The organism is Pseudomonas sp. 1L-C-7-B-C1 (assembly GCF_057291635.1).
This window is the reverse complement of record NZ_JBXAWH010000016.1, coordinates 1-15,795: the sequence shown is the minus strand read 5'-3', so window position 1 is coordinate 15,795 and position 15,795 is coordinate 1. Positions and strand designations below refer to the sequence as shown.

The window sequence follows — 15,795 nt, the reverse complement described above, 5'->3', positions numbered from 1 at the left end:
AAAGAGAACTCGCCTACCGTGATGGTCACTATCGATTTCAAGAATGGTATGGGCTTTGAGAAACACCGTTACCGACGCTTCAACAAAGCCCGCTTACACCCTCGCCGTTTTCACACTTCAATACAGGTAGCGGCCGACCGTCCCACGTACTTCCTGCAACGCAACGCTCAGCGCATTCAGATCCAGAGAGCCCAAGGCGAGGCGAATGCCGTGGGGGACGATGCTGGAAGTGGCGAAGGGTTCAGCAGTCGAGACCGCCACCTTATTCGCCAGCAACACCATGGCCACTTGGTCGGCCCTGGCGTCTTCCGGCAGTTGCACCCATAAAAAATAGGACGCTGGGTGACTGATGACGTTCAACCCGATTAACAGCTGCCGGGCGAGCGTCTGGCGGTCCCGGGCGTCGATGCGCTTTTCCGCTTCCAGCCGCGCGACGGTGCCGTCTTCAATCCAGCCGCAAATCAGCGACGTCATTACCCCCGGCGTGTTCCAGACTGTCGCCCGAATCGCCCGCTCGATGGCAGAAACCCATCGCAGCGGCGCGACCACGTAGCCCACCCGCAGGCCGGTCGCGATGTTTTTCGAGAACCCCGACACGTAGACGGTCAGGTCCGGCGCCAGGGCCTTCAATGGCGCGGGCGGGTCATCGGCCAGAAACGCGTACGCCGCGTCCTCGATCAGCAGCAAGCCGTGCTGGCGGGCGATGCGCACCAAGTGTTCGCGCCACGGCAGATCCATCACCCAGCCCATGGGGTTGTGCAGCGTTGGCATGGTGTAGACCGCTTTGATCCGTCGGCGCTGGCAAAGCTTTTCCAGTGCGTTGAGATCAGGACCGTCGGCATTGAACGGAATTGCCACCAACTCCAGGCGGTGCGCGTCGGCCAGCACTTTGAAGCCCGAATAGGTCAGTGCATCCACCGCCACCACATCACCCGGTTTGAGCAACGCCATCACCGTGACCGCCAGGCCGTGCTGCGCGCCGTTGACGATCACTAACGCCTCAGCTTCGACGGTTAACCCGCGGGCAGCGAGGTGCCGCGCCATGCACGCACGCTCATGGCCTCTCCCGGCGTGGGGCTGATAGCGCAGCAATGCTTCCAGATCGCCTGACAACGCCAATTGGCGAAGGCCTATGCGCAGCAGGTCGGCCTGCCCCGCCAGCGTCGGGTAATTGAAATTGAGATCAAGCACACCGGGGGCGCCGGCCTGTTGATCGACGCCATGGCTGAGCGGCAGGGCGATTTCCCGGACAAAGGTGCCGCGCCCGGTTTCGCCGCTGATCAGGCCCATGGCTTCGAGCTCGGCGTATACCCGCGACGCCGTGGCCAGCGCCAGGCCTTCATCTGCCGCCAACTGCCGGTGGGGTGGCAACCGCGTTCCGGGCGCCAGCTCACCCGCAGCAATCTGCGCGGCGAACCGGTCGACGACAGCTTTGTAGCGGGCGCGAGGCATCGGCGTTGTATCCATGACAATTTTTTGATTGTGCTGATCTTGAACCTTACGCTGCCCTGACGGCAACCCGCCAGCCAGTAGCACTCGTGGATCAGCCACAGCGTCCCGCCCCCGCCCCCTCAAGAGCCGATCACCATGGACATCTCTTCAAAGACTCAGACCCTGGACGCAAAGCACTCCGGTGCCGGATGGCTGAACGGCCTGATCGGCGTGATCATTTTCAGCGGCTCACTGCCGGCCACGCGCATCGCCGTGCTGGAGTTCACCCCGCTGTTTCTGACCGTCGCCAGAGCGTCCATCGCCGGCGCGGTTGCCCTGTGCCTGTTGCTCGTGCTGCGAGAGAAACGCCCGCAGCGCAGTCAACTGATCCCGCTGCTGATCGTCGCCAGTGGCGTCGTGGTCGGCTTCCCGCTGCTCACCGCGCTGGCGCTGCAGTACGTCACGTCGGCGCACTCCATCGTGTTTGTCGGCCTGTTGCCCTTGGCGACTGCCTTGTTCGCCGTTCTGCGCGGCGGCGAGCGTCCCCGAGCGGCGTTCTGGCTGTTCTCGTCGCTGGGGAGTGCGCTGGTGGTGGGGTTCGCCTGTGCTCAGGGGCTGTCGGCGTCGCCCGGGGGCGATCTGCTGATGTTACTGGCGATTGTCGTCTGCGGTCTGGGCTACGCCGAAGGCGCCACGCTGTCCCGGACCCTAGGCGGCTGGCAAGTCATTTGCTGGGCGCTGGTACTGGCGTTACCGCTCATGTTGAGCCTGACCCTGTTCAGCGCGCCGCCGTCGCTCTCCAACATCAGCGCACCGGCGTGGCTGAGCCTGAGCTACGTGGCGCTGTTCAGCATGCTGATTGGCTTTGTGTTCTGGTATCGCGGTCTCGCCCAAGGCGGGATCGCTGCGGTAGGACAACTGCAACTGCTGCAGCCTTTTTTCGGCCTGACGCTCGCCGCGACGCTGCTGCATGAAGACGTCAGCGTGGGCATGCTGGTGGTGACCGTCGGGGTTATCGCGTGCGTAGCCGGCGCGCGGCGGTTTTCACGCTAACCGCAGGCACGGCCATCGGTTGCCCAACGAAAAATGCCGGTGATCATCACCGGCATTTCCCTTTTTTACCAAGCCATCACTTGGCCTGACTGACGCGCCAGACCTTGTTGCCCACATCGTCTGCGACCAGCAACGCGCCCTGCTTGTCGAGGATGACGCCGACCGGACGGCCTTGTGCGTCGCCATCGGCGTTAAGGAAACCGGTCAGGACATCCACCGGCAAGCCGGTCGGGCGGCCATTCTGGAAGCCGACGAACACGACTTTGTAGCCGGACTGCGGGTTGCGGTTCCACGAGCCGTGCTCGCCGACGAATACACCGTCGGCAAATTTGGCCGGCATGCCGCGCGGGTCGGACCAGGTCAGGCCCAGCGGCGCAACGTGGGTGCCGAGGGCGTAATCCGGGGCGATGGCCTTGGCGACCATGTCCGGGCGCGGCGGCTGCAAGCGGCTGTCGACGTGGTTGCCGTAGTAGCTCCAAGGCCAGCCGTAGAAGGCGCCGTCCTTGACCGAGGTCAGGTAATCCGGCACCAGGTCGCTGCCGATTTCGTCACGCTCGTTGACCACCGTCCACAGCTCATTGCTGCCCGGCTTCCAGGCCAGCCCGTTAGGGTTGCGCAGGCCGCTGGCGAACAGACGTTTCTGCCCGGTTTTGACGTCCACTTCCCAGACCGCCGCGCGGCCCTCTTCGGCCTCCAGACCGTTCTCGGCCACGTTGCTGTTCGAGCCAACGGTGACGTAGAGCTTGGTGCCTTCGCGGTTGGCGATGATGTTCTTGGTCCAGTGGTGATTGATCCCCGCCGGCAGGTCGGTGACTTTCACCGGTTTGGCCGTGCTTTCAGTCTGGCCGTCGTTGTACGGGACCTTGACCACGGCATCGGCGTTGGCGATGAACAGTTCGTTGCCCACCAGCACCATGCCGAACGGCGAGGTCAGGCCGCTGATGAAGACTTTCTTCATCTCCGCGCGGCCATCGCCGTCGGCATCGCGCAGGATGCTGATGCGGTTGGCGCTCTCGGCTTCGGCGCCGACCCGGCTCATGACGATCCCGGTGGCGGTGCGCTTGATCCAGGCCATCAAGCCCGGGCCGCCGTCCTTCGCGCCTTCAGGCTTGGGCGGCTTGTTGCTTTCGGCGACCAGGATGTCGCCGTTGGGCAGGCTGTACAGCCAGCGCGGGTGATCGAGGTCCTCCGCCAGCGCGCTGACCTTGAAGCCTTCGGCAGCCTTGGGCGTATCGGCGCCCTTCCAGCCGACGGCCTTGGACACCTTGACGGTGGGAATCAGGGTGCTGTTGGGCTCAGGCAGTTGCGGCTGCGCGCCGACGCCGGCCTGAAACGGCAGCTTGGCGGTTTCGCCGCAGGCACTGAGCATCGCAGCAGTGGTCATCAGCAGTGCAAATCGGTGCATGGCAATCATCGTTCAACCTCGCGGCGGCCATCCGTGGGCCCATTGTTTTGAGAATCAGGAGACAGGAGAAGCAAATGCTTCGAGAGACACAGGGCTGACAAGTATCGCCCTGCCGACCGACAGCAAACAGCTCATCGGACGCAAATGAGATGTGCCGTTCAGGCATCAATAAAACGACCACCGTGTGAGCGTCAGGGTTCAATAATCTGCGCGGACACTTCCCATGCGGGACCGAGGGGTTAGCCATGTTCGCCGATTTTAGATACCCTGCCCTACCACTAGACCAGAGCCAGATCCGATGACCCGCCCAGAGTTTGCTTTGGATGTTGAGGCGATCAGTGCGATCCCGGCCGTGCCCGTCATTCTGAGCATGGTCAAGCACCTCACCGGCATGCGCTTTGCGGCGATCGCCAGGGTCACGGAACGTCACTGGGTGGCCTGCGCCGTCGATGACTCGATCAATTTCGGCCTCAAGCCAGGCGGCGAACTGGTGCTGGAGACGACCATCTGCCACGAGATCAGGCAGCATCAGCAGCCCGTGGTATTTGGTCACGCCAGCGCCGACCCGCAGTTCGCCACCCATCACACGCCCCTCACCTACGGGCTGGAAAGCTACATTTCGATCCCCATCGTTCTGCCGGACGACCGTTTTTTCGGCACGCTGTGCGCGATCGATTCGGTGCCGGCGGACCTGAGCGATCCTGCCACCGTCAAGACGCTGACCCTTTTCGCGCAATTGATCGCCATGAGCCTGGACACCCAGGGTCACCTGGAGAGCGCCCGGGCCGAACTGACCGACGCCAACGAACACGGCCGGCTGCGCGAGCAATTCATGGCGGTGCTGGGCCATGACCTGCGCACACCGCTGAGCGCGATCCGCATGAGCGCCGACCTGTTGGCGACCAAAACCGAAGACAAGCGCTCCCAGGGGCTGGTCGCGGCCATACGCCAGAGCTCGATCCGCATGGGCGCGTTGATCGAGAACGTACTGGACTTTGCCCGGGGCCGAATGGGCGGCGGGATCCCGGTAAAGCGCCACATCACCGACGATCTCTCCGACGTCCTGAAATCGACGGTGGACGAGATCCGCGCCTCGCACCCGCAGGCGAGCTTGATCGAGTCCATCCACCTCGGCGGCAACGTCTATTGCGATCCGCTGCGTATCAGTCAGCTGCTGTCCAATCTGCTGGGCAACGCGGTCACCCACGGTTCACCCACGACGCCGATCCATCTGCACATCTGGCAGGAAGGCGATCAGGTCATCATTTCCGTCATGAACCGCGGCACGCCCATTTCGCCACGGCTGCTGCCGCTGCTGTTCGAGCCTTTCACCCGCTCAGAAGCCGGTGGTCGCGGAGAAGGCCTGGGACTGGGCCTGTACATCGCCTCACAGATCGCCACTGCCCATGACGGCATTCTGACCGTGAGTTCATCGGCCGAGCTGGGCACCTGTTTCATCGCACGTTTCCCGGCCATACCACCCGCTTGAGCGCCGATTCTGGCGCCTCAAACCGGTGCCGCGCGTCACGGTTTTTCGCTATAACCCGGTTTTCTGAAGCCCCCTTCCCTGAGGAGAGCACCTGACATGCTTCTGCACCAGTCCACGTGGATCGAGATCGAGCAGTTTCTCAAACGCAGCCGCACGATCGTCGTGCCCATCGGCTCGAACGAACAACACGGGCCCACCGGCTTGCTCGGCACTGACTGGATGTGCCCGCAGATCATCGCCCACGAAGCGCAGAAAAGTGCCGATATCCTGATTGCCCCGACTTTCAACATTGGCATGGCGCAACACCATCTGGGCTTTCCCGGGACGATCTCGCTGCGCCCCTCGACGTTCATCGCCGCCATCGGTGACTGGGCGCGCTCGCTGGCGGGTCACGGCTTCGAAAAGATCCTCTTCCTCAACGGTCATGGCGGTAACGTCGCGTCGATCGAGGCGGCGTTTTCTGAGCTGTACGCTGAGGCCAGTTTCGCCGGGCGGTCTGCCGGCTTCGCCCTGAAGCTGATCAACTGGTGGGACCTGGAAGGCGTGGGCGAACTGGCCCACCGGCAGTTTCCGGTAGGCCACGGTTCACACGCGACGCCGTCCGAGATCGCGGTGACCCAGTGGGCCTACCCGGACTCGATCAAGTCGGCGGACTACTCGCCGCAGATCGCACCGTCCGGGCCGATCCGGGAGGCGAAGGACTTCCGTACGCGCTTCCCCGATGGGCGCATGGGCTCCGACCCCGCGTTGGCGACTCCGGAAAAAGGCGCCGAGCTGGTGGCGCTGGCGTCCAGGGGCCTGGTGCGTGCGGTGGATGCGTTCAGTCGTGAGCCGGCGCTGCGCTAACGTCGCTGCGTCGAGGTCGATGCGTTAACGTCGCTGCGTTGACGGGGCTTAGCCGTGCGGCAATAGCGCGCGGGCGTTGAACTCGTCAGCCAAACGGCGGCCATAGTGGTGTGCGCTTTATGAAACGGTTCGGGATCTGGGGCAGTCAGCAGCGCAACGACCTCGCCCGGTCCCCTTGGCTGACAGGTGATATGTGAATACTTTTATCCCACTGGACAAAATTGAAGAAATTGACCTGCAGGATTACCACGAGGTCTGGCTGACCACGTCGGAAACCTGGCCTCAAGACCCCGCAACGGTTCACCGCAAGTGCCTGTGGCGCCAGGACCGCGAAATGACCGCCGATGTGGAAATCGACGGCGTGTATTTTGAAAACCTCCCGCACCTGTGGCTGCGTGTGGACGATCTCGATGATCAACAGGACATCGACCTGGTCATCGAAAAACTAAAGGCGCGTATCGCCGCACTGAATCTCAAGGGTGAGTTCTACCCTGCCGAGCTGCCGAAAGCGCCGCCTCACAAGGATGAAGACGAGATCAACAAGGACCTGCGCAGCTAATTTGCTTCACCCCCCGCCTCTCAGACGTGCGCCGTTGCTGATGTTCAGCACGGCGCCGTTTTTGTTTCTGCCGCACGGATTCCCAGGCTGAGGCCTTTTATACGTAAAACCGACTGGCTTCGCTCACAGCCAACCGTCTCTTTAACGGAAACAATGTGTCCCTAATTAGGCCAATTGTTCCACTCATGGCAACTCCGTACAGTGTGGTCCAAGCCAGCCGAAAAGCGCTCGTTGCGCTAAGCCGGCTCATTTGATCCCCGTGCCAATCCATGTGAGCGCCATCATGAATACTCTGACAAAAACCCTGACCGCTACCCTCCTCGCTCTCTCCGTCAGCCAGGCTTTCGCCGCTGAAACCGCCGTGCCTGAACATCAGACCCAGGCGTTCCTCAATGCCCTGGCCGCCGGGGGTGGCAAGCCACTGGAACAGCTCAGCCCGAAAGACGCCCGTGCGGTGCTGACCGGCGCACAGAATTCGGTGAAGGTAGATTTGAGCGGGACTCAGGTCAGCGAGAAAACCATCAAGGCCGATGGCCAGAACATCAAGCTGACCATCGTGCGCCCGGCCAACGTCAAGGGTGCGCTGCCGGTGTTCATGTTCTTCCACGGTGGCGGCTGGGTGCTGGGTGACTACCCGACTCACGCCCGATTGATTCACGATCTGGTGGTGGGCTCGGGGGCTGTCGCGGTGTACGTGGATTACACGCCCTCACCCGAAGCGCATTACCCGACGGCGATCAATCAGGCCTACGCCGCGACCCAATGGGTGGCCGAACATGGCAAGGAGATCAATGTCGACGGCTCGCGTCTGGCCGTGGCCGGCAACAGCGTCGGCGGCAACATGGCAGCCGTGGTAGCGCTGATGGCCAAGGAGCACAACACGCCCAAGCTGCGCTTCCAGTTACTGTTGTGGCCGGTGACCGACGCGACGTTCGACACTGGCTCATACCAGCAATACGCCGAGGGGCATTTCCTGACCAAAGACATGATGACCTGGTTCTGGGACAGCTACACCACCGACGCCAACCAGCGCGCCGACATTCATGCCTCGCCGCTGCGCGCCAGCACCGAACAGCTCAAGGGCCTGCCGCCTGCGCTGGTGCAAACCGCCGCCCTGGACGTGCTGCGTGATGAAGGCGAAGCCTACGCCCGCAAGCTGGATGCCGCCGGTGTCGACGTCACCGCCGTGCGCTACAACGGTATGGTCCACGACTACGGCCTGCTCAACCCGCTGAGCAACATTCCCGAAGTCAAAGCAGCCATGCGCCAGGCCGCGGGCGAGCTGAAGGCTCACCTGAACTGAGGCCATCGGAGGCTACCCGTCTTGCGGTATGGCCTCCGACGTCTTCTCGGCTGAAGCCGGTCCCACAAGGATCCTGCGTGCACCCAGCGGAACTGGCTGTGACCTCGACCGTGGGACCGGCTTTAGCCGGGAAGGGGCCTTTGTGAACACCCTCAAACGCACATCGGTACAAGCCCACTCCACCCCTCTCTCTTAATGTCACCCATCTGATCCCTGCGAGGCGCTTCGAATGAATCACACCCACACGACATGGAGCAGGCAGACCAGCTTCTGGGTCGCGGCCGCCGTGGTGGTCCATACGCTGTGGACCAGCGCCGCACCCGCCATGATGTACCCGCTTTACGCCCATCAGTGGCAACTGACGCCGACCGTGACCACGCAGATTTTCGCGGTGTTCCCGGTGTTCGTGGTGGCGACGCTGATTGCCCTGGGCGACCTCTCTGATTACATCGGGCGCCGTGCGGCGATGTTGCTCGGTGTCGGCGCTTCACTGATCGGCGTGCTGTTGTTCGCCGTCGCCCCCGATGTCACCTGGCTGTTGATCGGCCGGGCGTTCATGGGCATCGGCGTCGGGCTGTCGGCAGGTCCTTCGGCGGCTGCGGTGGTCGAGTTCAGTGCGCCGGGCAAGGCGAAACTTGCCGGCGCCATCACCACCGCCGCGCAGGCCTCGGGCCTTGCCGCCGCCCTGATCATCGGCGGTGGCCTGATCCAGTACGCGCCGTTCCCCACGCGCCTGAGTTTCTGGGTGTTGATCGTCGTGCTCGGCGCTACGCTGTTCGGCGTCTGGCGACTGCCCCGGCACACCCCGGCGGAGAGCAAAAAACCATGGTCGCTGAAGCTGCCGCACATTCACCCGCCACTGCGCCGCACATTCCTGGTGTCAGTCAGCGCGGTGCTTAGCGCGTATTCGGTCGGGGCAACGATGCTGTCGCTGGGCTCGCAGATCGCCCACGACCTGATCGGCTCCAGCAACGCGCTGGTTAACGGCGGCGCCATTTCGCTGTTCGCCATCGTGCTCGGCATCACCGGCATCGTCGGCAAACGCTTCGGCTCAAGGCTGTCGATCATCGCCGGCGCGAGCGTTTCCATCGTCAGCCTGTTGCTGCTCATGCTCGCGACCAAGACCCACGCCCTACCGGTGTTCCTGCTTTCCAGCGCGGCCAGCGGCGCCGGTTACAGCCTGCTGTTCATGGGCGGCCTCAATCTGATCAACGCCCACGCGCCGATGCATCACCGGGCCGGGACCCTGTCGGCGCTGTTTCTGGTGGCGTACCTGATGCAGGGCGTTGTCGCTCTGTTGCTGGGCCGCGCCGCCACCGCATGGGGCCTGGATCTGGCGATTGATGTGGGCTCGCTGGCCCTAGCGGCCTTGAGCCTCGGCGCGATGTTGCTGGCGATTTACGTGCGCCAGCCGCCTTCTAAAGCCGACGCGGGGTAGCCGCCGGGCCACTCTGGGCTAGAATCGCTCGCTCAGACCATCAAGGAGTGACCCCCTGTGCAGATGTCCCCGGCGATACCGCTGATTCGTATCTTTTCCGAAGCCAAGGCGAAAGAGTTCTATTTGGATTTTCTCGGCTTCAGCCTGGAGTGGGAGCACCGCTTTGAACCGGGTCTGCCGCTGTATGCCCAGGCCCGCCGCGACCAACTGGTCATCCACCTGACTGAACACCACGGCGACGCGACCCCAGGCTCGACGCTCTTCGTGCCGGTCAGCGACATCGCCGAATTGCAGCGCGAACTGCTGGCAAAAAACTACGGCTACTCACGCCCCGGCATCCAGGACCTCGACTGGGGCAAGGTCATGGAAATCGCCGACCCGTTCGGCAATCGCCTGCGCTTCTGCGAGCGCTCCGAGGACTGAACCGCACCGCCGTCAGAGGCGGAAATACTGCCCGATCGCCCGCCGCAGCAGGTCCACGGCGTCATCCCCGTGGGAAGCTGACGAGCGCACGACGATGATGTCGTGGTCAGCGATCGGCGGCAGGCCGTCGAGGATGCGCATGCCGTCGGTGACCCGGGCGCGGTCGATCACGCTGATCCCCAGGCCTGCTTCGACGCAGGCCTTGACCGCCTGATTGGACGAGCTCTCGAGCACGATGCGCATGCGCAGGCCGCTGCGCTTGAGCGACTCGATCATCGCTTGCCGGTACGAGCATTGCGCGGCATGCACGGCCAGGGGCAACGGGTCCGGCATATCCCCCGGAAGATGCGCGGCGCCGACCCACACCGGCGTCGTCGGTACCAGCAATTGATCGTCCGCGCCCAGCTGGCCTTCCGGCTGGGCGATGACCGCCACCTGAAGCCGACCCCGCCGCACCTGATCGCGAAGCGTGAAGCTGGGCGCGGTCTTCAGCTCCAGAACGATGTTCGGCCAGGCGGCGGTGAAAATCGGCAGCACGTCGCGAATCAGGTGCGTGGCGTATTCGTCCGGCACCCCGAGGGTGATGCGCCCCGCCAGCTGCGTGCCCTGCAGCTCGGCCAGCACGTGATCGTGGGTGCTCAGCAGCGCAGCGGTGGAGGTCAGAAAACGCTTGCCCAGCGGCGTCAGCGACACCGACTGATTGTCACGATTGAGCAGTCGCCCGCCCGCCACCGCTTCCAGCCGCTGCACGTGCACGCTGACCGCCGCCGGGCTTTTGTGCAGCTGTTCCGCCGCTGCACTGAACTTGCCAATGCGCGCCACGGCGTGAAAGGTGCGGACCTGTTCGATATCAATAATGGCGCTCATGGTTCACTGATCCCGAAGCACTGCTGTCGTTTATTTTGATTTATTAGATTACGGCGGTTGGGTACGTTGGGTCCATGAACACTTCAAACGAACTGACCAACGTGAGCCTCCCTCTTCCGTCCCGGCGCCGGGCGATCCCCTTGCCGCTGCTCGAAGCCGGGCTGGTGGTCATCTGGAGCTCGGGCTTCATCGGCGCGCGCTTCTCCATCGATTACGCGCCGGCGTCGCTGGTGGTGTTCTGGCGTTGCATCCTGGTCACGTTTCTTCTCTTTCCCTTCGTCGCCCGGCAACTGCGCCAGACGCCGCCTGCGGTCCTGCTGAAAAACGCCGGCATCGGCCTGCTGGCCATGGCCGGTTATCTGTTCGGCGTGACCGAAGGGATTGCCCTGGGTGTGCCCGCCGGGCTGGCGGCGCTGTTTGCTGATCTCTTGCCGATCGGCATGGCCGTGCTGGCGGCCGTGGTGCTCCGCCAGCGATTGACCCGCGGCGTATGGGTCGGGTTGCTGATCGGCCTGGCGGGCGTGATGCTGGCGACCCACGACGCGCTGGCCTGGGGCAGCGCACCGCCCTGGGCCTATGCCCTGCCGGTGCTGGGCATGCTGTCGCTGGCGGTCGCCACGCTGTGGCAAAAACACTCCCCCGATCCCACGGCGCTGGGCCTGCTGCCCAACCTGTGGTTGCAGTGCTTCGTCTCGACCTTCGTGTTTGCCGTCGTTGCCGGACTGCACGGGAGTCTCGCGCCCGTGCCCAACGCAGGTTTCGCGATGAGTGTGCTGTGGACGTCAGTGTCGACGGTGGGCGGTTACGGCCTGTACTGGATGTGCCTGCGCCGGGCCACGCCGACGCGGGTTGCCAGCGTGCTTTACCTGAGCCCGCCACTGACGCTGCTGCTGGCCTGGGCCATGTTCGACGAACCGCTGTCGTGGCTGATGGCCATGGGCATGGCTGTCTCCGGTGTCGGCATTGGTCTGGTGATACGCGGCGAGGCGCGTGAGGCAGCAAAGCGTGAGTGATGTCACGTGGAATGAGCGGGCACGCTGCTAGAGCGGCGCGGTCCCATCCTTCAGGAAGGTGAGCTGCACAGGTCGTGAACGATCCTGCTCGCCCCGCGTGGCGCTCTCTCGCGCCATACTCCCTTCGTCTACTGGAGCGTACCCCCATGAAAATCGGCTTTTTGGGCCTCGGCAATATGGGTCAGGCCGTGGCTGGCAATCTGTTGAAAGGCGGTCATGAACTGCTGGTCTGGAACCGTTCTGCCCACGCAGCCCAGCCACTGGTCGAGCAAGGTGCCACGGCGGTCACCGAGCCTGCCCAGGCGTTCGCCGCCGACGTGGTATTCAGCATGCTCGCCGACGACAACGCGTTGCGCACCGTGCTGCTGGATTCCGGCCTGCTCAAGCAACTCAAGGGCCCGCTGATTCACGTCAACATGGCGACCATCTCCGTGGCCTTCGCCGATGAACTGGCCGAGCTGCACGCCGCACAAGGCATCGACTACATCGCCGCGCCCGTGATGGGCCGCCCCAACATGGCCGCCGCCGCGAGGCTGAACATCATGGCGGCCGGCTCCGCCCAGGCCATCGACACCGTGCAGCCGCTGTTCGACCTGATCGGCAGCAAGACCTGGCCCATGGGCAACAAACCCTTCAGCGCCAACGCGATGAAACTGGCGATGAATTTCATGCTGGTTTCGGCCATCGAGGCGATGAGCGAAGCCGCTGTGCTGGTCACCCGTCACGGTCTGAAATCCGCCGATCTGGTGGAGCTGGCGGCGGGGACGATCTTTCCCGGCCCGGTGTACGCCGGGTATGGCGCGCTGATCGGCGAACGCACGTACGAGCCGGCGGCATTCAAGGCAGTGCTGGGCCTTAAAGACGTGGATCTGGTCCTGGCCGCCGCCAGCCAGGTGTCGGTCGAGATGCCGAGCGCCGAGATGATTCGCGCCCACTTGCAGGATGCCATCGACCACGGTCAGGGCGACATGGACCTGGCGGTGTTGGCCGAAGTGGCGGAGCGCCGCAATCCGCGCTGAGAGGTCTTTGGTTTGTGGGCGATGCGAGGTGCAGACGTCAGCTCAAGGCCGGGCGACGTGAAGCCGGTGCAGGGTGATCTTGCGCACTTCCTGCTTGCTGATTTCGATGTGCCGCGTGAGCAACTGCTGGGCCTGCGCGGTCTGGCGACTGAGCACGGCGCCGAGAATCTGGCCATGCTCGTCGTAGGTCGTCTCGATGCGCGCCGCCTGGGTGAAATCCAGGCGGCGAATGATGCGGACCTTCTCGGTGATCTCCAGGTGCAGGCGCGCCATCTCAGTGTTGCCTGCCGCCTCCAGCAGCGCGCAATGGAAACGCTCGTCCAAGGCTGACACTTGCTGGGCATCTTGCAGGCGTTCGGAGGGGGTGACGAGCCAGGTGTGTTTCAGTTCATCAATGACCGGGTGTTGCTCCAGATCCAGCGCTTCAAGACGCGCCAGAGCCGCGCACTCCAGCACGATCCTCACGTCGTAAAGCTCTTCGAAATAGTTGAAATCGAACGCCCTCACCCGCCAGCCGCTGCGGAAATACACCTCCAGATAGCCTTCGCGTTCCAGCCGATACAGCGCCTGCCGCACCGGCGTGCGGCTGGCCTGCACGCGCTCGGCCACCTCGCCTTCGCTGAAGCGATCCCCCGGCAGCAGGCGGAACTCGAAGATGTCCTCCTTGAGCTGCTGATAGATGCGCTCGGCCAAGTTGTCCGGGCGCAGTTTGGGTTTTTGAGAAGGGATGATGGCCTGGGTGCTCCGACTCATGATGGTTAGACGTGACGTGGCTTTATGCTGTGCTTGGTGCGCCGGCCGCGTCAGGCGTTGGGTCAGGCTTTCTTCAGGCTGGCGATGTACGCGCGCCAGCCACCGAACGAGGTGATGTCCAGCGCGCCGTCGATCGCCCAAGGTTCGCAGATGAAGCCCTTGACGCTGCGACCGTCCTTCAGCGTCAGGTTGCCGATGCCCAGCGGCGCGGGGATCTCGGCAACGAACTCGCCAAAACGCGCCAGCGGGAGGTCCCACAGCTCAACGATGATTGACGTACCGCCTGGGGATTTGACCAGACCCGGTTTGGGTGGAACGGTGCCGGGCAGCGCGTAGAGCCGGTAATCGGCCGCCGTCAGGGTTTGTTCGACGAGCACGGCATCACGACTCGTGAGCTGGACGTTGAGCGGCATGCCGGTCAGGTGCGCACCCACCACGGCAACCCGCATGCTGCCGCGCGGTGCAACGGCTGGCGAAGGTGGCGACGCGGGAAGTGAGCGACCGGTTGCGCCCAGCGGCAAGCCGACGCTTTCCTGCCAGCGCTGACCGAACCGGGCCAGCGCTGTATCGTGCCACGCCGGTGCAATCAGGGTGATGCCCGACGGCAAGCCGTCGGCGCGCATACCGGCAGGCAATGCCAGGGCCGAGAGGTCCGCCAGGTTGGTGAAGTTGGTGTAGAAGCCGAACTGCGAGTTGTACAGCACCGGCTCCGCGGCCATTTCCGCCTGGGTGCGCAGGGTCGCGGAGGTGGGCACGACCAGTGCGTCGAAGCCGGCCAGCGCCTCGTTGATCTGGCGGCTCAGCCTGGCGCGCAGATACTCGGCGCGGTAGGCGTCACAGGCGCTGTAGGCCAGGCCGCTTTCCACAATGCCGCGCACCACCGGGTGAATGGCGTCGGGGTTGGTTTCCAGCATCGAGGCCAGGGCCACCGTGCGTTCCGCCACCCACGGGCCGTAATAGAGCTGCTCGGCCAGGGCTTTGAACGGGGCGAAATCGATGCGGGTGATCTCGGCGCCCATGTCGCTCAAACGATGCAGCGCCTGTTCGAACACGGCCTGATTGTGCGTATCGCCGAAGAACTCCAAAGTGTCCGGCACCGCCAGCTTCATCGCGACGCGAAAGCCCACCGGCGCCGTGCCCGGATTGTGGCGGGAATAGGCGTCATCGCTATCAAATCCCTCGGCCAGGCCGGCGACTTTGTGCGCGTCATGAACGGTCAGCGCGAAGATCGAAATGCAGTCCACGGTCTTGCACGCCGGCACCAGCCCGGTGTTGGGCAAGCGGCCCTTGGTGGGCTTCAGGCCGACGATGTTATTGAACCCGGCGGGCACCCGGCCCGAGCCTGCGGTGTCAGTGCCCAAGGAAAACGCCACCAGCCCCCGCGCCACCACCGACGCCGAGCCAGAGCTGGAGCCGCCACTGACATAATCAGGATTGAAACTGTTGGACACGGCGCCGTAGGGCGAGCGAGTGCCGACCAGGCCGGTGGCGAACTGATCAAGGTTGGTCTTGCCCATCAGAATCGCCCCCGCTGCGCGCAGTCGAGCCACCACGGTCGCGTCCTTGCTTGCGGTGTAGGCAAATTCGGGACACGCCGCCGTCGTCGGCCAGCCGGCGGCGTCGATATTGTCCTTGATCGCGAACGGCACGCCGTACAACGGCAATTGCGCGATATCGCCGTTGACTGCATCAAGACGCTCGGCGAGCGCATCAAGCTGCTCGCTGATCTGCGCCTGACTGGCCCGCGCGATCCACGCGGTGTCGGTTGCCGGGTAAGTGCTGGCAAGCGACAGCAGGACGTCCGGGGACAACTGCCCGGTCTGGTAGGCCGTCAGCCACTCGTTGATCGTCCAGCCGAAATGAGAGCTTTGGAGGTCGTGCATGGGAGGCTTCCATCTTGTATCCAAGTTTGGATTCAACAAAAGCAAAAGCCGGGCCAGGGGAGGACGTAGCCCGCTGGCGTTGGGATGCAGGTTGTCTTCAGATTATTGGAGGAGCCACCATGCGCTTCAAGGAGGCACTGCGTGCAGGGTTTTGGTGCCTGCCGCCACACTGCAGTGGTCTAATTTCCCCGGACACCTCGATAAGTGGAAAATACATTTATCGAGGAGTTCTACATGACCAGAAAACGCAACAGGTTTGATGACAGCTACAAACTGGAAGTCGTAAAGATGGTCAGGGATCAGGGGCTGACCG

General features: G+C 63.7%; 14 protein-coding genes. 9 read left to right on the top strand and 5 right to left on the bottom strand.

The window, feature by feature from the left end; genetic code table 11:
- Positions 1-117 precede the first annotated feature (117 nt).
- Complete coding sequence (locus tag AC0Z8Z_RS22370; RefSeq protein ID WP_485620553.1) at positions 118-1,452, bottom strand: aminotransferase-like domain-containing protein; 1,335 nt, start codon at positions 1,450-1,452, stop codon at positions 118-120.
- A gap of 135 nt (positions 1,453-1,587) precedes the next feature.
- Between AC0Z8Z_RS22370 and AC0Z8Z_RS22365 the strand changes: the two genes are divergently transcribed.
- A complete protein-coding gene (locus AC0Z8Z_RS22365; RefSeq protein ID WP_485620552.1) occupies positions 1,588-2,484 on the top strand; it encodes a DMT family transporter in 897 nt (298 codons plus the stop codon).
- A gap of 76 nt (positions 2,485-2,560) precedes the next feature.
- On the opposite strand, the gene AC0Z8Z_RS22360 is transcribed toward AC0Z8Z_RS22365, so the two are convergent.
- A complete protein-coding gene (locus AC0Z8Z_RS22360) occupies positions 2,561-3,898 on the bottom strand; it encodes a PQQ-dependent sugar dehydrogenase (RefSeq protein ID WP_485620551.1) in 1,338 nt (445 codons plus the stop codon).
- Positions 3,899-4,187: 289 nt separating this feature from the next.
- Here AC0Z8Z_RS22360 and AC0Z8Z_RS22355 point away from each other — a divergent pair, with 289 nt between their 5' ends.
- The 6 genes from AC0Z8Z_RS22355 (at position 4,188) to AC0Z8Z_RS22330 (ending at position 9,947) form a co-directional block, all read left to right on the top strand.
- The gene (locus tag AC0Z8Z_RS22355; protein WP_485620549.1) at positions 4,188-5,378 is read left to right on the top strand and encodes a GAF domain-containing sensor histidine kinase; all 1,191 of its coding nucleotides are present in this window, start codon (positions 4,188-4,190) and stop codon (positions 5,376-5,378) included.
- A 96-nt stretch (positions 5,379-5,474) separates the two neighbouring features.
- Positions 5,475-6,224 carry a creatininase family protein gene (locus AC0Z8Z_RS22350; protein ID WP_485620548.1) on the top strand — a complete coding sequence of 250 codons (750 nt, stop codon included), beginning with the start codon at positions 5,475-5,477 and terminating at the stop codon, positions 6,222-6,224.
- 193 nt (positions 6,225-6,417) lie between these two features.
- Complete coding sequence (locus AC0Z8Z_RS22345) at positions 6,418-6,783, top strand: hypothetical protein (protein WP_122534448.1); 366 nt, start codon at positions 6,418-6,420, stop codon at positions 6,781-6,783.
- Positions 6,784-7,066: 283 nt separating this feature from the next.
- On the top strand, positions 7,067-8,086 hold the full coding sequence (locus AC0Z8Z_RS22340; RefSeq protein WP_485620547.1) for an alpha/beta hydrolase: 1,020 nt from the start codon (positions 7,067-7,069) through the stop codon (positions 8,084-8,086).
- 229 nt (positions 8,087-8,315) lie between these two features.
- Positions 8,316-9,524 (top strand): MFS transporter, encoded by a 1,209-nt coding sequence (locus AC0Z8Z_RS22335; RefSeq protein ID WP_485620546.1) that lies wholly within the window; start codon positions 8,316-8,318, stop codon positions 9,522-9,524.
- A gap of 57 nt (positions 9,525-9,581) precedes the next feature.
- The gene (locus tag AC0Z8Z_RS22330; RefSeq protein WP_485620545.1) at positions 9,582-9,947 is read left to right on the top strand and encodes a glyoxalase superfamily protein; all 366 of its coding nucleotides are present in this window, start codon (positions 9,582-9,584) and stop codon (positions 9,945-9,947) included.
- Between the two features lie 12 nt (positions 9,948-9,959).
- Here AC0Z8Z_RS22330 and AC0Z8Z_RS22325 read toward each other — a convergent pair whose 3' ends face one another.
- On the bottom strand, positions 9,960-10,814 hold the full coding sequence (locus AC0Z8Z_RS22325) for a LysR family transcriptional regulator (RefSeq protein WP_485620544.1): 855 nt from the start codon (positions 10,812-10,814) through the stop codon (positions 9,960-9,962).
- Between the two features lie 74 nt (positions 10,815-10,888).
- Between AC0Z8Z_RS22325 and AC0Z8Z_RS22320 the strand changes: the two genes are divergently transcribed.
- Entirely contained in the window at positions 10,889-11,827 is a 939-nt protein-coding gene (locus AC0Z8Z_RS22320; protein WP_485620543.1) for a DMT family transporter, read from the top strand.
- A gap of 74 nt (positions 11,828-11,901) precedes the next feature.
- On the top strand, positions 11,902-12,846 hold the full coding sequence (locus tag AC0Z8Z_RS22315; protein WP_485620542.1) for an NAD(P)-dependent oxidoreductase: 945 nt from the start codon (positions 11,902-11,904) through the stop codon (positions 12,844-12,846).
- Between the two features lie 42 nt (positions 12,847-12,888).
- Here the strand turns inward: AC0Z8Z_RS22315 and AC0Z8Z_RS22310 are convergent, their stop codons facing one another.
- Both AC0Z8Z_RS22310 and atzF read right to left on the bottom strand, forming a co-directional pair.
- Positions 12,889-13,599 carry a GntR family transcriptional regulator gene (locus tag AC0Z8Z_RS22310; protein ID WP_485620541.1) on the bottom strand — a complete coding sequence of 237 codons (711 nt, stop codon included), beginning with the start codon at positions 13,597-13,599 and terminating at the stop codon, positions 12,889-12,891.
- 62 nt (positions 13,600-13,661) lie between these two features.
- Positions 13,662-15,482 carry an allophanate hydrolase gene (atzF, locus tag AC0Z8Z_RS22305; RefSeq protein ID WP_485620540.1) on the bottom strand — a complete coding sequence of 607 codons (1,821 nt, stop codon included), beginning with the start codon at positions 15,480-15,482 and terminating at the stop codon, positions 13,662-13,664.
- Positions 15,483-15,795 lie beyond the last annotated feature (313 nt).

What these genes read in the sequence shown, in the direction of transcription:
- AC0Z8Z_RS22370 (WP_485620553.1), bottom strand. Translation starts at nt 1,452, where the DNA reads ATGCCTCGCGCCCGCTACAAAGCTGTCGTCGACCGGTTCGCCGCGCAG.
- AC0Z8Z_RS22365 (WP_485620552.1), top strand. Translation starts at nt 1,588, where the DNA reads ATGGACATCTCTTCAAAGACTCAGACCCTGGACGCAAAGCACTCCGGT.
- AC0Z8Z_RS22360 (WP_485620551.1), bottom strand. Translation starts at nt 3,898, where the DNA reads ATGATTGCCATGCACCGATTTGCACTGCTGATGACCACTGCTGCGATG.
- AC0Z8Z_RS22355 (WP_485620549.1), top strand. Translation starts at nt 4,188, where the DNA reads ATGACCCGCCCAGAGTTTGCTTTGGATGTTGAGGCGATCAGTGCGATC.
- AC0Z8Z_RS22350 (WP_485620548.1), top strand. Translation starts at nt 5,475, where the DNA reads ATGCTTCTGCACCAGTCCACGTGGATCGAGATCGAGCAGTTTCTCAAA.
- AC0Z8Z_RS22340 (WP_485620547.1), top strand. Translation starts at nt 7,067, where the DNA reads ATGAATACTCTGACAAAAACCCTGACCGCTACCCTCCTCGCTCTCTCC.
- AC0Z8Z_RS22335 (WP_485620546.1), top strand. Translation starts at nt 8,316, where the DNA reads ATGAATCACACCCACACGACATGGAGCAGGCAGACCAGCTTCTGGGTC.
- AC0Z8Z_RS22325 (WP_485620544.1), bottom strand. Translation starts at nt 10,814, where the DNA reads ATGAGCGCCATTATTGATATCGAACAGGTCCGCACCTTTCACGCCGTG.
- AC0Z8Z_RS22320 (WP_485620543.1), top strand. Translation starts at nt 10,889, where the DNA reads ATGAACACTTCAAACGAACTGACCAACGTGAGCCTCCCTCTTCCGTCC.
- AC0Z8Z_RS22310 (WP_485620541.1), bottom strand. Translation starts at nt 13,599, where the DNA reads ATGAGTCGGAGCACCCAGGCCATCATCCCTTCTCAAAAACCCAAACTG.
- atzF (WP_485620540.1), bottom strand. Translation starts at nt 15,482, where the DNA reads ATGCACGACCTCCAAAGCTCTCATTTCGGCTGGACGATCAACGAGTGG.